The sequence below is a fragment of the Natronococcus sp. A-GB7 genome (assembly GCF_029688865.1).
In the GTDB taxonomy this organism is placed as follows: Archaea; Halobacteriota; Halobacteria; order Halobacteriales; family Natrialbaceae; genus Natronococcus.
This window is the reverse complement of sequence record NZ_JARUKV010000001.1, coordinates 174,420-189,631: the sequence shown is the minus strand read 5'-3', so window position 1 is coordinate 189,631 and position 15,212 is coordinate 174,420. Positions and strand designations below refer to the sequence as shown.

Here is a 15,212-nt window from a genome sequence, read left to right as displayed (position 1 = left end):
GTCACCGACCGTCGGTTCGGTTCGATCGATCCGTCTCCTCTTGCGCCCGGAGCAGACTCCAGGCGGCGCGCGTCGCGCCGTTCGTTCGAATCCGTCCGGTTTCCGGGTCGTACTCGATCACACCCCGATCCGCCATCTTCGGCAGGTGCCAGTGGTAGAGCGCGACCTCGAGCCTGGTTCGCTCCGACGGTCGAACGTCGTCTCCGCTCTCGGCGAGCGCCGCGGCGACGGCCTCGAGGGTCGTCTCGGGCCGCGATCGGAGAACGCGGAGGAGCCGCCGCCGAGTCCGGTGAGCGCAGACGTCGTGGATCCCGTCGACCGCGTCGGACGCGTCGTGGCCGGGAGACATCATAAACTGGGGTAAACAGCCGTTCCGTTTCTAACGTCGGGTGGTTACGACAACGAGTTTATAAGGAGCGGCGAGAGCCGGTCACTCCGATTGGGGGATGGGGAGGGCGGCCCGGAGCACCGCGTTGGCGCCGCGGCGGACGCGCTCGGAGGCCGCCTGCTGGGAGATCCCCAGCTCGTCGGCGATCGCGGTGAGATCGGTCTCCCGCGGCACCTCGAAGTAGCCCCGCTGGACCGCGAGGACGATCGCCTCCCGCTGACCGGGCGTGAGTTCGAAGCGCCGGCCCGCCCGCGGGGCCTCCGCGAGGGGGTGGACCCGATCGACGCGGATCGAGATCGACCGCTCGGTGCAGTACTCGGAGAACCGCTCGACCAGTTCGTTGCTCGAAAACCGGACCCGAAAGTACCAGCCTGCCTCCGTCGTCATCGCCTCGAGGACGACGGCCTCCGAGTCGGCGAGTCCCTCCAGCAGGCCGTCGGCGTCGCCGGACCACACCGCCCGGTACAGCGCGGTGCCGTCGATCCGATCGATCTGGGCGATGCTCTCGATGCCCGGGTCCGAGCCGACGTGGCGCTCGAACGCCTCGAACCCCTCTCCGGTCGCCCAGAAGTACGGCACGACCTGCCCTCCGACGGGAACGATCGCCTCGAGTTCGATCTCCATGTGCTCGACCGTCTCGAGGGCCGAGCCGAAAACGAACTCCTCGGTCGCGATGCTGAACTCGACGATAACGCTCATGTAACTGTATTCGTGCGGCCGAGTATACGCTGTGTGCCGTCCACTGCAGTTTCGACGGCTCGGCGGACACCATCTATATGATAATTCGTGTCGATGGTAGCGACGCATATCATGGTGGCTGGTAACGTATTGCGTGGAATGTTCGAGGAGATGGCAACGGCACGATACTACGAGGAGCGGCTTCAGGAGGAGTATCTCGAGGGCAAACAGCCGGCGTTCGACATCTCGGCCGGGCCGATCCCCGGCGAGTTACACCTCGCCGCGGGCCAGGAGGCCGCTGCGGCGGGCGTCTGTCGGCACCTTCGCGACGACGACACCGTGACGGCGCCCCACCGCCCCCACCACGTCGCGATCGCGAAGGGGGTCGATCTGAAGCGAATGACCGCCGAGATCTTCGGTCGGGAGAGCGGGCTGAGCAGCGGGAAGGGCGGGCACATGCACCTGTTCGACCCCGACGCTGGCTTCGCCTGCAGCGGGATCATCGCCCAGGGCTGTCCGCCCGCGGTCGGCGCGGGACTCGCAGCGAAAAAGCGCAACGAGGACAGCGTGGCCGTCGCCTTCCTCGGCGAGGGGGCGATCAGCCAGGGCGCCTTCCTCGAGTCGCTGAACCTGGCCGCAGTACAGCAGCTCCCCGTCGTCTTCGTGATCGAGGACAACGACTGGGCGATCAGCATGCCCAAAGAGCGCGTCACCGACGTCGCCGACGGCTCCCGGCGAGCGGGCGGGTTTGACATGCCGGGTGTCCGCGTCGACTACGACGACGCGACGGCGGTCTACGACGCTGCGAAGGAGGCCGTCGGACGGGCGCGAGCCGGCAACGGGCCGACGCTACTCGAGGTGCAGGTCCACCGACGGATGGGTCACTTCATGGGCGATCCCGAGAGCTACCGGCCCGACGAGGACGTGGCAGCCGCCGAGCAGCGCGACTCGATCGAGCGCCTCGCCGACGACCTTCGAAGCGAGGGCGTCGAGGACGACGAACTCGAGGCGATCCGCGAGGAGGCCCGCGAGCGCGTCGACGAGGCCATCGAGTGGGCGAAAGAGCAACCCGAACCCGATCCGGACGCGGCCTACGAGGACGTCTTCGTCAACCCGCCGTCGGGCGTGACGGCCCAGGAGCCGGATCACGAACTCGCCGGAGGTGACGACTGATGTCGGAACAGGAACAGCGGGCGGTCGAGCGCGAACTGACGATGAGCCGCGCGATGGTCGAGGCCGTCGCCCACGAGATGCGCGAGGACGAGGAGGTCTTCTACATGGGCGAGGACGTCGCCGACTACGGCGGCATCTTCGACAGCACGGAGGGGCTGCTCGAGGAGTTCGGGCGCGACCGGATCATGGACGTGCCGATCAGCGAGACGGCCTACCTCGGCGCGGCCGTCGGCGCCGCACAGGAGGGGATGCGCCCCATTGCAGAGCTGATGTTCGTCGACTTCTTCGGCGTCGCGATGGACCAGATCTACAACCAGATGGCCAAAAACACCTACATGAGCGGCGGGGCGGTCAACGTCCCGATGGTGTTGACGGCCGCAGTCGGGGGCACGTACAACGACGCCGCCCAGCACTCCCAGACGCTGTACGGCACCTTCGCCCACCTTCCCGGAATGAAGGTCGTCGTTCCCTCGACGGCCTACGACGCCAAGGGCCTGATGCACAACGCAATCCGGGACGACGATCCCGTCGTCTACCTCTTCCACAAGCGGCTGATGGGGATCGGCTGGATGCCCGCCCCCGACGGCCCGAAGACGCCCGTTCCCGAGGAGGAGTATACTATTCCCTTCGGCAGCGCCGACGTCAAACGCGAGGGCGAGGACGCCACCGTCGTCACGCTCGGTCTGCACGTCCACCGGGCGCTCGAGGCCGCCGACGCCCTTGCCGAGGACGGGATCGACGCCGAGGTGATCGACCTCCGGACGCTGGTACCGCTCGACACGGAGACGATCCACGAGTCGGTCGCGAAGACGGGCCGACTCGTCGTCGTCGACGAGGACTACCAGTCCTACGGCGTCACCGGCGAGATCATCGCCAGCGTCGCCGAGGATGGACTCGCCGACCTCGAGGCCGTCGAGCGGGTCGCGGTGCCGGACGTACCGCTGCCCTACGCCCGTCCGATGGAAAACGAGGTCGTTCCGGATAGCGAGGATATCGAAAGCGCGGTTCGCTCCGCACACGACGCATGAGCGGGACCGACGACCGCGTCGCCGTCGCCGCGAGCGGCGTCTGGCCCGAGGACGTCGAGGACGACGAGACGGCCGTCGTCGTCAACTGGTTCGCCCGGGAGGGCCGTCGGGTCGAGGAGGGCGAGACGATCTGCGAGATCCAGATCGAGAAGGTCAGCATCGACGTGCCGGCTCCCGTCACTGGGGAACTCGTCGCGATCGAACGCGGCGAGGACGCCGAACTCACGCGCGAGGACGTCCTCGCTTACGTCGCTCCCGGCTAACGGGGGCTCTCGTCACTCGGTGACCAGCAGCAGCTTCCCGACGAAGTCGCCGTCCTCGCCCAGGCGGTGGGCCGCGGCGACCTCGTCGAACCCGAACCGCTCGTCGATGTGTGGTTCGACCGCGCCGTCGTCGACCAGCGCCGCGATATCGGCGAGCTCCTCGCCGATCCGTTCCCGGCGCTCGCCGAGTATTACCGGCAGGATGACCAGCACGACTCCCAGCTCGAGCGAGTTCATATGCATCGGCGAGAGATCGAGCTCTCCGGCCGCGCTCGACTCGGTCGTTACGACGGTTCCGAACGGCCGTACCGCCTCGAACGCCGTCTCGAGATGGTCGTCGCCGATCGGGTCGAAGACGGTGTCGAAGCCGTCGCCGCTGGCGTGCTCGGCGACGTACGTCTCGACGTCGGTCTCGGTGTAGTCGACGGTCGCGTCGGCGCCCAGCTCGGCGGCGAGTTCGCGCTTCTCGTCGCTCGAGCCCGTCGCGGTCACCTCGGCGCCGAACCACTTCGCGACTTGCACCCCGATGTGGCCGACGCCGCCGCTGGCGCCGTAGACCAGCACCTCCTCGTCGATGTCGACGGTCGTCTTGTCCGCGAGCATCTCCCACGCCGTGAGCGCGACGACGGGCAGGGCCGCGCTCTCCTCGAGCGAAATCGCCTCCGGGGCGTGGGCGAACGTCCCCGCGTGGCCGACGACGTACTCCGCGAGCGCGCCCTGTCGGCCCGCGCCGCTGGGCATGCCGTAGACCTCGTCGCCTTCCTCGAAGGCCTCGACGTCCTCGCCGACGGCGTCGACGACCCCCGAGACGTCACAGTGCAGGATTGCAGGCATCTCGGGACCGATATCGGCGAGGTCGCCCCGGCGGATCTTGTAGTCGACCGGGTTGAGGCTGGTCGCGGCGACCTCGACGCGGATCTCCTCGGGACCGGGCTCGGGGACCTCGACGGTCGTCTCGGTGAAGTTGTCCGGATCGCCGTACTCCTCGAGCACGTAGGCAGTCATCTCGCTCATCGTGGCTCGAGCGAGGGGCTGCCGCCCGGAGTATCCCGCGCTTGCGGAGGGACGTGCCGGAACGACAGCGTCGTGTCGGTTCGGGAAACATTCAACCTCGTGGCCATCGAACCGACGGGTAATGACGCGGGTCCTACTGGAACCGTTTCGCAACGAGGACGGCGACTGGACCAGCCCGTCCGGACGGGCAGGCGAGTTCCTCGCCCTGCTCGTCGGACTGCCCCTGTTCGCCTGGTTCGCCTCCGGCGACCTCGGCGGGCTCGCGCCCGGCGAGAGCTGGCTCGCGCTCGCCGTCGGCGTCTGGGCCGGGTCCGCCTACGCCGTGTTCTTCCGCGAGCGGCTGCTCGAGGCCGTTCCCGACCACCTCGGCGGTTGGACCCTCGTCTCACTCTTCACGGGCGGGTTCGGCCTCTCCGTCCTCGAGGTCGTCCACCTCGGGGCGCCGACGGCACTGTTCGCCCTCGCGGCCGGAACGACGGTACTCGCCGTCTCCGCGATCAGGCTCGTCTCGCCGCTCCACGAGGGGATGGAACCGCAACGACGGGGCGTCGAACCGCCCGCGTCCGCGGACCTCGAGCGAGAGTAGCAGATAGCGTCATAGCTTCTTAGTTTAGCAGTGGAGAGTGGCACGATTTCGTTATTCACTATCCGACGTGACTCTGAGCTGGTCGATTCGTTACGTGAGAATGCAAACAGAACACTAGAGCTATCTTAAGTAGAGATAGCCTTGGTAAAGCGACTAAGTAGCGCACGCGATTATCGCTTCTGTATGTACGGATTGTGGCAAGTGGTGTCCGTCCGGAGATCCTAAGAGTTTCTATTCGAGCGACTTTGCCCGATTATGGAAGTCACCGCTGCATTCAGAGCATTCTCCGGGATGGGTTTCGGCCCGAACGATTTTCCCGCACTGGAGACACTCGTACTCGGAAGTCATTCCAGACGTATCTCCTTCGATGTCTTGATCGTGGGGCATACATCCACCTTGTTTCGCCAGCCACAAGTAATAACTGCAAAATTGAGGGTGAAATAGTATCAGGAGCGGGATAGATACGTTCCCTAGCAGTACATTGTCAATCAGTATCTGTCACTTCGATGAGTACGAGAAGCGTTCTAAGAGAGCCCCCTCACTCGCCGATCGGGTCTTCCTCCTGACGACCGTCGAGAGTCGGATTCTCGATCGCTCGAAACTCCGTCGATCCGCATCGACAGCCGTTTTTGGCTCCGATCGGTTTGATCGCTCCGTCAGCCCACTGTTGAGCGGCGTAGACCGACCTGCAGGCGAGACATTCGCCGAGTATCCGTTCGCTTTGACCGCCGGGCATTCTGTTCCCCACTGCAACGGCTAGCGCAGTCAAAGTAGCTTGGTATTATACAAAACCCTTTAAAACAATCTACCGGTGGAGTCGCTCGGTTTCGGGAATCGTACTTCCCAGGATGTGCTTGATTCCGCGGCGGAGTCGGGATGCGACGGCTTGCTGAGAGATGCCGAGTTCGTCGCCGATATCTTCCATCGTCACCTCCCGCGGTGATTCGAAGTAGCCGCGATCGTAGGCGAGAACCAGCGCCTCCTGTTGGGTGTCGGTGAGCGCCGCCTCGGTCTCCGTCTCGAGCGGCGTGAGTGCGTGTAGCTTCGTCAACGTGACCGGAACGTCTGACTCCCGACAGCGGTGCTGAAAGGCCGCAATATCGCTTCGATCGTCACCGCGTACGTCGAACGTCCACTGCTGATCGGTCCCGACGGCTTTGATGAGCGGAACCTCCGTCTCCGTCAGCGCGCTCAAGACGCCGTCGTACTCCAGCGTCCACTCGACGCGCAACAAGTACTCGTCCGCGACGGAATCGACGAGACGGACGTCTTCCACCCCGGGGTGGTCGAGAAACGCGCCCTCGATGTCGTCGACGACGGTCCCTCGCACCCAGAAGTACGGTACCACCACGTCCTGAGCCGGGATAATCCGCTCGAGCGTAACCGTCACGTCCGGCAGCTGTTCGAACACGGTTCCCAGGGGGAACTGGTGCGAGGGAACCGTGAAGGTAGCCTCGGTAGCCATCGTCCGAATCGTCGCCTTCGATCGGTAAATACCCCCGCCGACGACTGCGACTGATGATCGAACGGATCGCATCGCCCACCGTTCGCACCGCGTACTCGGCTCGCACCGTCCTCCGATGGCGGCGACCGCGCTATGATCAGCACGATCCGAACGAGTCGGATTCGTCACCGGAGCCGGACGGCGAACCCGTATCACCGATTGCCGCTGAACTACCACGCCGCCTCGAGCACGCCCTCGATCTCCGCGGCGGTCGGGTCCAGTCCCGGCGGGGCGTTGGCCATGAAGCCGTCGGCGAGGATCGCCTCCGCGACGTCGCCGAACTCGTCGTCCGCGACGGACTCGAGGTCCCGCAGGCGGGCGGGGAGCCCGAGTTCGTCGCGTAGCTCCGCGACCCGGTCGACGACCGCGGCGCCGTGGTCTGCGGCCTCGCCGACCCCGAGCGCGTTCGCGAGCAGCCCCGCCCGCGCGTCGACGCCCTCCTGCTCGAAGAGGTAGCGCAGGACGTGGGGGACGACGACCGCGTGGGCGACCCCCTGCTGGAGGTCGTAGGCGTCCCGCAGGCCGTGGCCGAAGGCGTGGACGACCGACAGCGTCGTCCCGTCGGGACGGGAGATCCCGTACTGAACGAGGATCAGGCCCTCGAGCAGCGTCTCGAACGTCTCGACGTCGCGATCGCCCCGTCCGAACGCTTCGAGTCCGTCCCCGAACTTCTCGAGGCCGTGCCTGGCCGTCGCGTCGGTCACCGGGGTTGCGTTGGCCGCGTAGATCGTCTCGATCCCCTTGTCGAAGCCGTTCATCGCCGATCCCGCGAGGATCGAATCCGGGGTCGTCGCGAACAGTTCGGGGTCGTAGAACGCCGCGGTCGGCATCAGCCCGGGATCCGAGATCCCGCCACCGAGCTCCTCGTCGACCAGCCCCGAGTCGGGTGCGGCCGTGATCCCGGCGCCCGTCGAGAGGTCGGCACCGGCCAGCGTCGTCGGGACCGCGACGATCGGAACCAGCCCCTCGTCGGGGACGTCGATCGTCCCCGTCTGGGCGAACTCCTCGGCGATCCGATCGCGCGAGCGGTCGCTCGCCGCGAGGACGCTGACCGCCTTCGCGACGTCGAGGCTGCTCCCGCCGCCGAGACTGACGAGGACGTCCGCCTCCTCCGTCTCGAGCCGATCGAGCCCGTCGAACGCCGTTCCGAGGCGCTTGTCGGGCGTCGTCTCGTCGAAGACGCCCGCCAGCCGATCGCCAAGTCCCTCGCGAACCGGGTCGATCACCTCTGGCGTGCTCCCGACCGTGGAGCCACAGACGACCAGCGCTCGCTCGAGGTCCAGCGCCTCGAGTTCGGTCTCGAGGGCGTCGGCACAGCCCGCACCGAACCTGATCGTCGCCGGGTGGTACTCGAACCGGAACGCCGGATCGCGCGTCGTCTCGTCGGTTGCAGTCATGACTTCCCGTAGGATGGGGCCGCAGTAAAAAGGACCAGCGGCGTCAGCCGGCCCGAGGGAGCGAGCTCAGTCGCTCGCGTCAACGGTCGGGTCGTCGAACGGCGGCAACTGCGCCTCGATGCGTTCGCGCTCGTCCTCGAGGTGCTCGGGAAGGACGAGTTCGGTACCGAGCTCCGCGGGGTCTTCGTCGACGGCGAACCCGGGCCCCGTCGTCGCCATCTCGAAGAGGACCCCGCCGGGCTCGCGGACGTAGATCGACTGGAAGTACTTTCGGTCGATCACTTCCGTCGGCGAGAGCCCGTGGTCGGCGAAGGCCTCGCGCCACGCCTCCTGTTCCTCGACGTTCTTGACCGTGAACGCAACGTGGTGGACCGTTCCGACGCCCATCCGACCGCGGCCGACGTCGGTCTCGACGAGGTCGACGATCGAGCCCGGTCCGCCGGCTGCACTCCGGTAGCGCCGTCGGCCGTCGACCTCGTCCTCGAGTTCGTACCCCAGCACATCGGTCAGCACGGCCGCAGTCGCCTCGATCGAATCGACCGCGAGGGTCACGCCGTAAAAGCCCCGCAGCTGGTGTTCCGCGGGAACCGGTCCCTCGGTCCACGGTGTCGCGTTCGATTCGCCGCTCGCACTATCCGAGGCCCGTTGCGCCTCGCCCGCAGCCACCAGCTCGAGCCCGATCCCGTCCGGATCCTCGAACCGGAGCACCGTCTCGCCGAACCGGTCCGCGACGTCGACCGCGACGTCCCGTGACTCGAGGCGGTCGCGCCAGTAGTCGACCGACTTCGGCGGGATCCGGTAGGCGGTCGTCTCCGTCTGCCCGGTGCCGAACTGCCCGGGCCGGCCCTCGTCAGTCCACGGGAAGAACGTGATGTTCGTCCCGGGCGTCCCCTCCCCGTCGCCGAAGTAGAGGTGGTAGGTGCCGGGATCGTCGTGGTTGACGGTCTTCTTGACGAGGCGCAGGCCCAGCGTGTCGACGTAGAAGTCGACGTTTCGCTGTGGATCGCCCGCGATCGCGGTCACGTGGTGAAGGCCGGGCGTTTCGGGTGTCATACCGGTAGGAGGCGCTCGAGCCTTGAGACGTTTCGCTCACACCGACGTCAGGGGGTGACACCGACGTTATCGGTGCTGGAGCCATCGGTCAAAAAGAACCGGTTCGGCGTCTCACTCGATTTCGAGCCGAGTCACGAGCGGCACCTCGTTCGTGATGGCGTCCATCAGCGGCGAGGTCGACTCGACGCGCTCGCGTAGCTCCTCGAGGCGCTCCTCCGACGCGTCCGCCTCGATGTGGGTCGTACAGGTGATCGACTCGTAGCCGGGACGGACGTCCTCGTCGAGCCCGAGGAAGCCCCGCAGGTCCACATCGCCCTCCATCTCGAAGCGGAGGTCCTCGAGTTCGATCCCCATGGCCGCGGCGTTGGCCGCGTAGCCGACGGTCAGACACGAGCCGAGCGCACCCAGCAGTAGCTCGACGGCGTTGGGTCCCGTTCGCTCCCCGAGGATCTCCTCCGGTTCGTCGCCCTGGAGCGTAAACTCGCGTGTGTGGACGGTTTCTCCCGCCTGATCGAACTCGTCGATGGTCGTTGTGGCCTTCAGCGCGTCCTCCCACTCGGTTTCGGCTCGGAAGGTGAACGCCCCGACGGTAGCGTCGCTGTCGATCGCCTCCATCGCACCCTCGAGGCCGGAAACGTCGACGCCGTTGACTATGGGTTCTTCTCTGGTCGCCATTGTTGACTCACCGGTTCTCTCTTCGACGACCGCGACGATAACCTAGCTAGCCATTCTCTATCTTTCTGTCCGGTTCGCCGCGACTCGCCCGAGTCCTATCCAGTGAGAACGGTTACCATCGAACGAGACGTACCGACGGGCGTGACCTGCCCACACCTCGAGTACCGCGACCGAACCGACGACCGACGCTTCGACGAGCCGCGAGCGTACTGTACCGTCGCCGACCGGTTCGTCCAGCCGATGCGCGCCGACGTCTGTAACGACCGGTACGAGCTCGCACACGACCGCCACTGCGAGATTTACCTCGAGCGCGCTCGCGACGACACCAACGGGAGAGACGAGGCCAACGACCCGGAGGCGGCGAACGGATGAGCTACGACGCCTACCTCGCCGGCGAGCCCCTGATCGTCACCGCGGCGTTGACCGGGGGCGTCCACGGGAAGGAGGCGAACCCGAACCTGCCGGAGACGCCCGAGGAGATCGGTCGGGCCGCCGCGGCGGTCGAGAAGGCGGGCGCGTCGGTCGTTCACCTCCACGCCCGTCGGCCGAACGGCGAGCGCAGCTTCGCGACCGAGCGGTTCCAGGAGATCGACGACGCGGTTCGACGACACGCCGACGACGTGATCATCCAGCACTCGACCGGCGGAACGGGCGCCCCCGACGACCGGCGCCACCTCCCACTGCGGACCGATCCCCCACCGGAGATGGCCTCGCTCGACATGGGTCCGTTGAACCGGTACGACCACCTCACCAGCGAGAACACCCGCGGACTGGTCGACGCCCTCCACGAGGAGATGGTCGACCGCGGGATCAAGCCCGAACTCGAGGTGTTCAACGACGGCCACGCCAACGAGGTTCGGGGACTGCTCGAGCGCCGCGAGCTCGCCGACCCGGTCTACGCGACGCTGATCTTCGGGCCGGGGACGCTCACCCCGCCGACGCCGCGAAACTTCCTGACCGCCGTCTCCAACCTGCCCGACGACGCGCTGTTCAACACGCTTGGCTTCGGGCGCCACCAGCTGCCGTTCGCGACGATGGGGACCCTCTTCGGCGGCCACGTCCGCGTTGGTCTCGAGGACAACGTCTACTACCGGCGAGGTGAACTCGCCGAGAGCAACGGCCAGCTGGTCGAACGGGTCGTCCGGATCGCCGACGAACTCGGTCGTCCCGTCGCCACACCCGCGGAGGCGCGGTCGATCCTTGGGCTCTGACCGACGGCTCGTGGTCGAAATCCTTATATCCCTCATTAGTGTGTAAGGCATTAACACACATGCAAGGATGCTCGGACCAAGCGCTGTTAGCCACGCTTGCCGAGCGGGGGCCGGCCGAGATGGTGACGTTAGCCGACGAGTTCGAGACCCACCCCGTGACGATCACCGAACGCTGTTACGAGCTTCAGTCCGACGGCCACGTTCGCCAGATCTCGGGCGGGGTCTACGTGATCACCGACGACGGCAGGGCCTACCTTGAGACGCTCTCGGAGTGAGCTACGACCCGCTCGAGGCGCGCCGGCGCTCGCGCTCGATCGTCGTGACGTAGATGCCGCCGAGGACGACGAGCCCGCCCGCGACGGTGATCGCGTCGGGCACCTCCGCGAGCAAGACGAGCGCCAGCAGGGTCGACCCGACCGGTTCGCCCAGCCAGGTGACGCTGACGACGACCGACTCGAGGTGTTTCAGCGCCCAGTTGACGATCGTGTGTCCGAAGATCCCCGGCCCGATCGCCATCCCGAGAAAGAGCAGCCACTCCCGCGGTGGATAGTCGAGGTAGGCGTGGCCCTGCGCGCCGACGAGGACGAACAGCGTGAGCGTACAGGCCGCGTAGACGACGGTCACGTACGGAAACAGCGAGACGCGCTGGCGGATCGACCGCCCCGCGAGCACGTAGCCCGCGACGGTGACCGCCCCCAGGACCGCGAGGGCGTTGCCGTACATCGTCGCGTCCGAGATCGGCGCCTCGCCGGCGTCGCCGAGCGACATCGCGGTCGCGCCGATCAGGGCGACGACGATGCCGACGATCGTCTCGCGGTTGACGTGCTCGCCGAGCACCAGCCCCGCGCCTAGGGCGACGAAGATCGGCTGGGTCTGGACCAGCGTGACGCTGGCGGCGACGCTCGTGTGATTGAGACTCTCGAACCAGGCCGCGAAGTGGACCGCGAGGGCGACGCCGGCGACGATCGCAAAGCCCAGGTCCCGCCTCTCGAGGCGGGCGAACTCCTCGCGGTACCACACCAGAGCGATCGGAGCAACGATAGCCGTCGTGAACAGCACCCGGTAGAGGGCCGCGACCGAACTCGGGGCCGCGCTCCAGCGTACCAGGATGGCGCTCGTGCTGGCGGCGAAGACGGCGAATCCCAGGGCGGCCAGCGGCGTGACCTCGAGGTCGGCGGCGTTCACGTCGTGTCACAATACGTGATCGGAACAAACGAGTTCCGGTCGCCGGCCGAGCGGGCCGGTACCAGCTCGCCGAAACGATCCTACTCGTCGGGGAACCGACCGTCCCGGTAGATCGAGGCGACGTCGGCGTCGATCTCGTCGAAGCCGACGATATCGTCCTCGGAGAGCTCCTCGGCGTCCCACTCCTCGAGGTAGGCGACGGCGTCGTCCTCGTCGGCGAACGCCCGCGGATTGAGCCCCATCACCTCGTCGTCGACGCCGTCCTCGTCGGTGACGATCACGAAGTGGGCCTCCGTGGCGTCGATCAGTTCGCCGGTCTCGTAGTCGACCGTCCAAGCGCCGACGATCTCCGAGTCGACCGGAACGTCCGCGAGGTAGGCGGTCATACAGCCCGAGGAACAGAAGACCGCCCGCTCGCCGCTCTCGTGGGCGAGCTGGCTGTGCCAGTCGGGGTAGTCCGTCGGCGTCATCGCACAGACGACGCAACTCTGGTCGCGCTCGAACTCGAGGGGTTCGTCGCCGGACTCCTCGAGGTGGGGCGCGTTCGGATGCTCACCGTCGTCCGTCTCGTCGCCGTCGTCGCCGTTTCCGCTGGCACCATCGTCCCCATCGTCGTCGCCGTCCAGACAGCCCGCGACGGCGACGCAGGCGCCCGCGCTCAGTGCGCCCAGGAGCCGTCGCCGGGCGAGCGATCGGCGATCGCGTGCACTCATAGAGGAAGGTAGCGACGCCGCGATCAAAACAGGCGTGGTTCGTCCGTCGATCCGCTCACTCGAGTTGCTCCTTCGTCAGCCGGTGGCGAGCCCGGAACATCGTCTCGAAGCCGATCCGGGAGAACGGCGTCGCCGCCCTGCCCAGCGGACCGAACGGCAGTTCGTACTCGACGCGGTCCCGAATGAGCGTCTCGTCGCCGTCGCCGTAGAAGGCGTGGGTGTGGACCCACCGTTCGAACGGCCCGCTAACCATCTCGTCGCGGAAGTACGCCGTTCCGTCGGTTCGTTCGCGCTCGGTGATCATCGACGTCCACCGCTGGCGCGGTCCGACGCCGAACGGGCGTGTCGACAGCGTCACCTCCGAGCCGGCCTCGAGGACGCCCGGATCCGGCTCCCCGTCGGGGCCGACGACCGACTCGACGGTCAGTCCCATCCACGCAGGCGTCACCCCCTCGAGTCCCGTTACTCGCGAGTGAAACTCCCAGACGTCCTCCAGCGGGGCCTCGATCCGCGTCTGCCGTTCGTACGTCGGCATACGAACCGGTAGGGCAGCTGGATGGAAAAGCGCGAGGCCTACGTCGCGCGGTTCGCTCTCGTTTCGAGGGCCCAGCGGCGGCCGAGAGCGAGCTACGACGAGGTTACCGCTGGGCCGACTTCTCCACCACGCCCCGCACGACCGCGATCCGTTCGTCCTCGAGGTTTCGGACGACGTTTTGCATCTTCGTCGGCGTCTCCGGGCCCATGAGCAGGTTGAGGCCGAGCGGCGGGGGTGCGTCCGCCGGTCGAGCAGCCATCGCCTCGAGCCTGCTCCGGAACCACTCCAGGGAGTCGTCGGTCGCGTCGACCCACTCGAGTTCCTCGAACCCCGCGTCGGCCAGGAGCCGGGATAGCTCCTCGGCCGTCGTGAGGAAACTGATGGACGGATCGTCCGCCCACGGCACCGGGAACTGCGGTGAGCCGCCGGGGCCGGCACAGACCTCGTGTACGGCGAGCCGTCCGCCGGGTCGAAGGACGCGGTGGAGTTCGTCGGCCAGTCGTCCCTTCTCCGCGACGTTCATCGAAACGTGTTGCAGCCAGACGACGTCGAACGCGCCGTCGTCGAACGGCAGGTCGACGGCGTTGCCGCGCCGAACGCTCACGCGGTCCTCGAGCCCGAGTCGTTCGGTGAGGGTCTCGGCGACCCGGCAGTACTCCTCCACGAGGTCGATTCCGGTTACGCGACAGTCGAACTCGGCGGCGAGCGTTCGCGCGGGTCCGCCGATTCCGCTGCCGACGTCCAGTACCCGGTCGCCGGGACGGAGTTCGGCGAGGTCTGCGAGCGCTCTCGTCGCGTCGCGTCCCTGGATGTGGAACTCGTCGAGCGCGGCGGTGTCGTCCCGGGTGAGCCGTGTGGTATCCATCCCCGCGTTCTCGTAGGCGTCTAAGATCGTCCGCTCGAGGTCCGGTCGGCCGTAGTTGTCGGCGATCGCTCGTTCGTCCGCGTGATCGGTTCGTTCGGTCATCGGTAGTCTCGCCTCCGTCCAGTGTTCCGGGCGCTCGAGGAGTCCGATCCCGTCGAGTGCTCACGTAACTCGTACGCATACACTCGTCGTAGTCGTTCGGGTCTCGCGGACTACCGAAACGACCGCGATCGATCCTCGGGCGCCTCGAGGACGTCGGGCAGTTCGTCGAGCCCCTCGAGTTCGTACACCGCCCCCTCCGGCAGCGGGACGTCGGCGTTGTGCGGTCGTCTGAGGTAGGCGGCCTCGAGACCCACTTTTCGGGCGGCGAGGACGTCGGTCTCGCGGTCGCCGACGTACAGCCCGTCCTCGACCCCCAGCCCGTCGAGCGTCTCGCGGAGGAGGTGGGGATCGGGCTTGCGCCGACGGAACCCCTCGGGTGTCGGCGGCCGTCCCCTGGCGGCCGCGAACGGCACCGGAAGGAAGTCGGCGACGAACCGGGCGGTCTCGTGGCGGTTGTTGCTGACGAGCGCGAGCGTCGTTCCGTCGGCGAGTGACTCCAGGGCCGCGACGTCCCCGTAGATCCCCCGCTCGCCCGAACGGATCCGTTCGGCCGCGAGCCGGGAAGCCTCGTCCTCTTTTCGGCGCCAGAACTCCCGGGGGTCCGCGCCGAGTGCCGAACAAGCCGATGCGACGGTCTCGTAGCCGTGGCTCCGGAGCTCGCGGCGCTGTCGGTCCGTCGGCTCGAGCCCGAGTTCCTCGGCCGCGGCGTCGGCCGCGCGGTCGTAGACCGACTGCGGCGTCCCCGGTCCCTCGAGGACGACGCCGTCCATATCGAGCAGTATCGTCTCCGTCACGGCGGCCGCTACGGACCGAGCGCGTATGGATCCGACGGAAAGAGTGGG

The 15,212-nt window shown here is 67.2% G+C and carries 20 protein-coding genes; 7 read left to right on the top strand and 13 right to left on the bottom strand.

The window, feature by feature from the left end; translation table 11 throughout:
- Window position 1: 1 nt before the first annotated feature.
- Entirely contained in the window at window positions 2–352 is a 351-nt protein-coding gene (locus tag QA609_RS01005) for a hypothetical protein (RefSeq protein WP_278300716.1), read from the bottom strand.
- A 78-nt stretch (window positions 353–430) separates the two neighbouring features.
- Window positions 431–1,087 carry a helix-turn-helix domain-containing protein gene (locus QA609_RS01000; RefSeq protein WP_278300715.1) on the bottom strand — a complete coding sequence of 219 codons (657 nt, stop codon included), beginning with the start codon at window positions 1,085–1,087 and terminating at the stop codon, window positions 431–433.
- Between the two features lie 138 nt (window positions 1,088–1,225).
- On the opposite strand from QA609_RS01000, the gene QA609_RS00995 reads away from it, so the two are divergent.
- Genes QA609_RS00995 through QA609_RS00985 form a run of 3 tightly spaced genes read left to right on the top strand, consistent with a single transcriptional unit; the run spans window position 1,226 to window position 3,530 of the window.
- Complete coding sequence (locus tag QA609_RS00995; protein WP_278300714.1) at window positions 1,226–2,239, top strand: thiamine pyrophosphate-dependent dehydrogenase E1 component subunit alpha; 1,014 nt, start codon at window positions 1,226–1,228, stop codon at window positions 2,237–2,239.
- Complete coding sequence (locus tag QA609_RS00990; RefSeq protein ID WP_278300713.1) at window positions 2,239–3,267, top strand: alpha-ketoacid dehydrogenase subunit beta; 1,029 nt, start codon at window positions 2,239–2,241, stop codon at window positions 3,265–3,267. Before QA609_RS00995 ends, QA609_RS00990 begins: the two co-directional genes overlap by 1 nt.
- On the top strand, window positions 3,264–3,530 hold the full coding sequence (locus QA609_RS00985; protein WP_278300712.1) for a lipoyl domain-containing protein: 267 nt from the start codon (window positions 3,264–3,266) through the stop codon (window positions 3,528–3,530). Before QA609_RS00990 ends, QA609_RS00985 begins: the two co-directional genes overlap by 4 nt.
- 12 nt (window positions 3,531–3,542) lie before the next feature.
- Here QA609_RS00985 and QA609_RS00980 read toward each other — a convergent pair whose 3' ends face one another.
- Window positions 3,543–4,544 carry a zinc-binding dehydrogenase gene (locus QA609_RS00980; protein WP_278300711.1) on the bottom strand — a complete coding sequence of 334 codons (1,002 nt, stop codon included), beginning with the start codon at window positions 4,542–4,544 and terminating at the stop codon, window positions 3,543–3,545.
- Between the two features lie 121 nt (window positions 4,545–4,665).
- Between QA609_RS00980 and QA609_RS00975 the strand changes: the two genes are divergently transcribed.
- Window positions 4,666–5,130, top strand: coding sequence for a hypothetical protein (locus QA609_RS00975; protein WP_278300710.1), 465 nt, complete (start codon window positions 4,666–4,668; stop codon window positions 5,128–5,130).
- Between the two features lie 231 nt (window positions 5,131–5,361).
- Here QA609_RS00975 and QA609_RS00970 read toward each other — a convergent pair whose 3' ends face one another.
- The 5 genes from QA609_RS00970 to QA609_RS00945 all read right to left on the bottom strand — a co-directional run bounded on the left by QA609_RS00970 (window position 5,362) and on the right by QA609_RS00945 (window position 9,759).
- Window positions 5,362–5,517: a rubrerythrin-like domain-containing protein gene (locus tag QA609_RS00970; protein WP_278300709.1), complete on the bottom strand. Its 156-nt coding sequence runs from the start codon at window positions 5,515–5,517 to the stop codon at window positions 5,362–5,364.
- 418 nt (window positions 5,518–5,935) lie between these two features.
- The gene (locus QA609_RS00960; protein WP_278300707.1) at window positions 5,936–6,595 is read right to left on the bottom strand and encodes a helix-turn-helix domain-containing protein; all 660 of its coding nucleotides are present in this window, start codon (window positions 6,593–6,595) and stop codon (window positions 5,936–5,938) included.
- 209 nt (window positions 6,596–6,804) lie between these two features.
- Window positions 6,805–8,031: an iron-containing alcohol dehydrogenase family protein gene (locus tag QA609_RS00955; protein ID WP_278300706.1), complete on the bottom strand. Its 1,227-nt coding sequence runs from the start codon at window positions 8,029–8,031 to the stop codon at window positions 6,805–6,807.
- Window positions 8,032–8,097: 66 nt separating this feature from the next.
- Window positions 8,098–9,084: a ring-cleaving dioxygenase gene (locus QA609_RS00950; RefSeq protein ID WP_278300705.1), complete on the bottom strand. Its 987-nt coding sequence runs from the start codon at window positions 9,082–9,084 to the stop codon at window positions 8,098–8,100.
- A gap of 111 nt (window positions 9,085–9,195) precedes the next feature.
- On the bottom strand, window positions 9,196–9,759 hold the full coding sequence (locus tag QA609_RS00945) for an OsmC family protein (RefSeq protein ID WP_278300704.1): 564 nt from the start codon (window positions 9,757–9,759) through the stop codon (window positions 9,196–9,198).
- Window positions 9,760–9,900: 141 nt separating this feature from the next.
- Here QA609_RS00945 and QA609_RS00940 point away from each other — a divergent pair, with 141 nt between their 5' ends.
- Genes QA609_RS00940 through QA609_RS00930 form a run of 3 tightly spaced genes read left to right on the top strand, consistent with a single transcriptional unit; the run spans window position 9,901 to window position 11,245 of the window.
- Window positions 9,901–10,131: a hypothetical protein gene (locus QA609_RS00940; protein WP_278300703.1), complete on the top strand. Its 231-nt coding sequence runs from the start codon at window positions 9,901–9,903 to the stop codon at window positions 10,129–10,131.
- Window positions 10,128–10,970, top strand: a complete 843-nt coding sequence (locus QA609_RS00935; protein WP_278300702.1) for a 3-keto-5-aminohexanoate cleavage protein — start codon at window positions 10,128–10,130, stop codon at window positions 10,968–10,970. The genes QA609_RS00940 and QA609_RS00935 overlap by 4 nt, the downstream gene beginning before the upstream one ends.
- Before the next feature lie 59 nt (window positions 10,971–11,029).
- Window positions 11,030–11,245: a hypothetical protein gene (locus QA609_RS00930; RefSeq protein ID WP_049891396.1), complete on the top strand. Its 216-nt coding sequence runs from the start codon at window positions 11,030–11,032 to the stop codon at window positions 11,243–11,245.
- 1 nt (window position 11,246) lies between these two features.
- On the opposite strand, the gene QA609_RS00925 is transcribed toward QA609_RS00930, so the two are convergent.
- The 5 genes from QA609_RS00925 to QA609_RS00905 form a co-directional block, all read right to left on the bottom strand.
- A complete protein-coding gene (locus tag QA609_RS00925; protein WP_278300701.1) occupies window positions 11,247–12,155 on the bottom strand; it encodes a DMT family transporter in 909 nt (302 codons plus the stop codon).
- A gap of 80 nt (window positions 12,156–12,235) precedes the next feature.
- Window positions 12,236–12,868 (bottom strand): nitrous oxide reductase accessory protein NosL, encoded by a 633-nt coding sequence (locus tag QA609_RS00920; protein ID WP_278300700.1) that lies wholly within the window; start codon window positions 12,866–12,868, stop codon window positions 12,236–12,238.
- 55 nt (window positions 12,869–12,923) lie between these two features.
- Window positions 12,924–13,403, bottom strand: a complete 480-nt coding sequence (locus tag QA609_RS00915; RefSeq protein ID WP_278300699.1) for an SRPBCC family protein — start codon at window positions 13,401–13,403, stop codon at window positions 12,924–12,926.
- A gap of 103 nt (window positions 13,404–13,506) precedes the next feature.
- Window positions 13,507–14,370 carry a methyltransferase domain-containing protein gene (locus QA609_RS00910; RefSeq protein WP_278300698.1) on the bottom strand — a complete coding sequence of 288 codons (864 nt, stop codon included), beginning with the start codon at window positions 14,368–14,370 and terminating at the stop codon, window positions 13,507–13,509.
- A gap of 110 nt (window positions 14,371–14,480) precedes the next feature.
- Entirely contained in the window at window positions 14,481–15,164 is a 684-nt protein-coding gene (locus tag QA609_RS00905) for an HAD-IA family hydrolase (protein WP_278300697.1), read from the bottom strand.
- Between the last annotated feature and the right edge of the window lie 48 nt (window positions 15,165–15,212).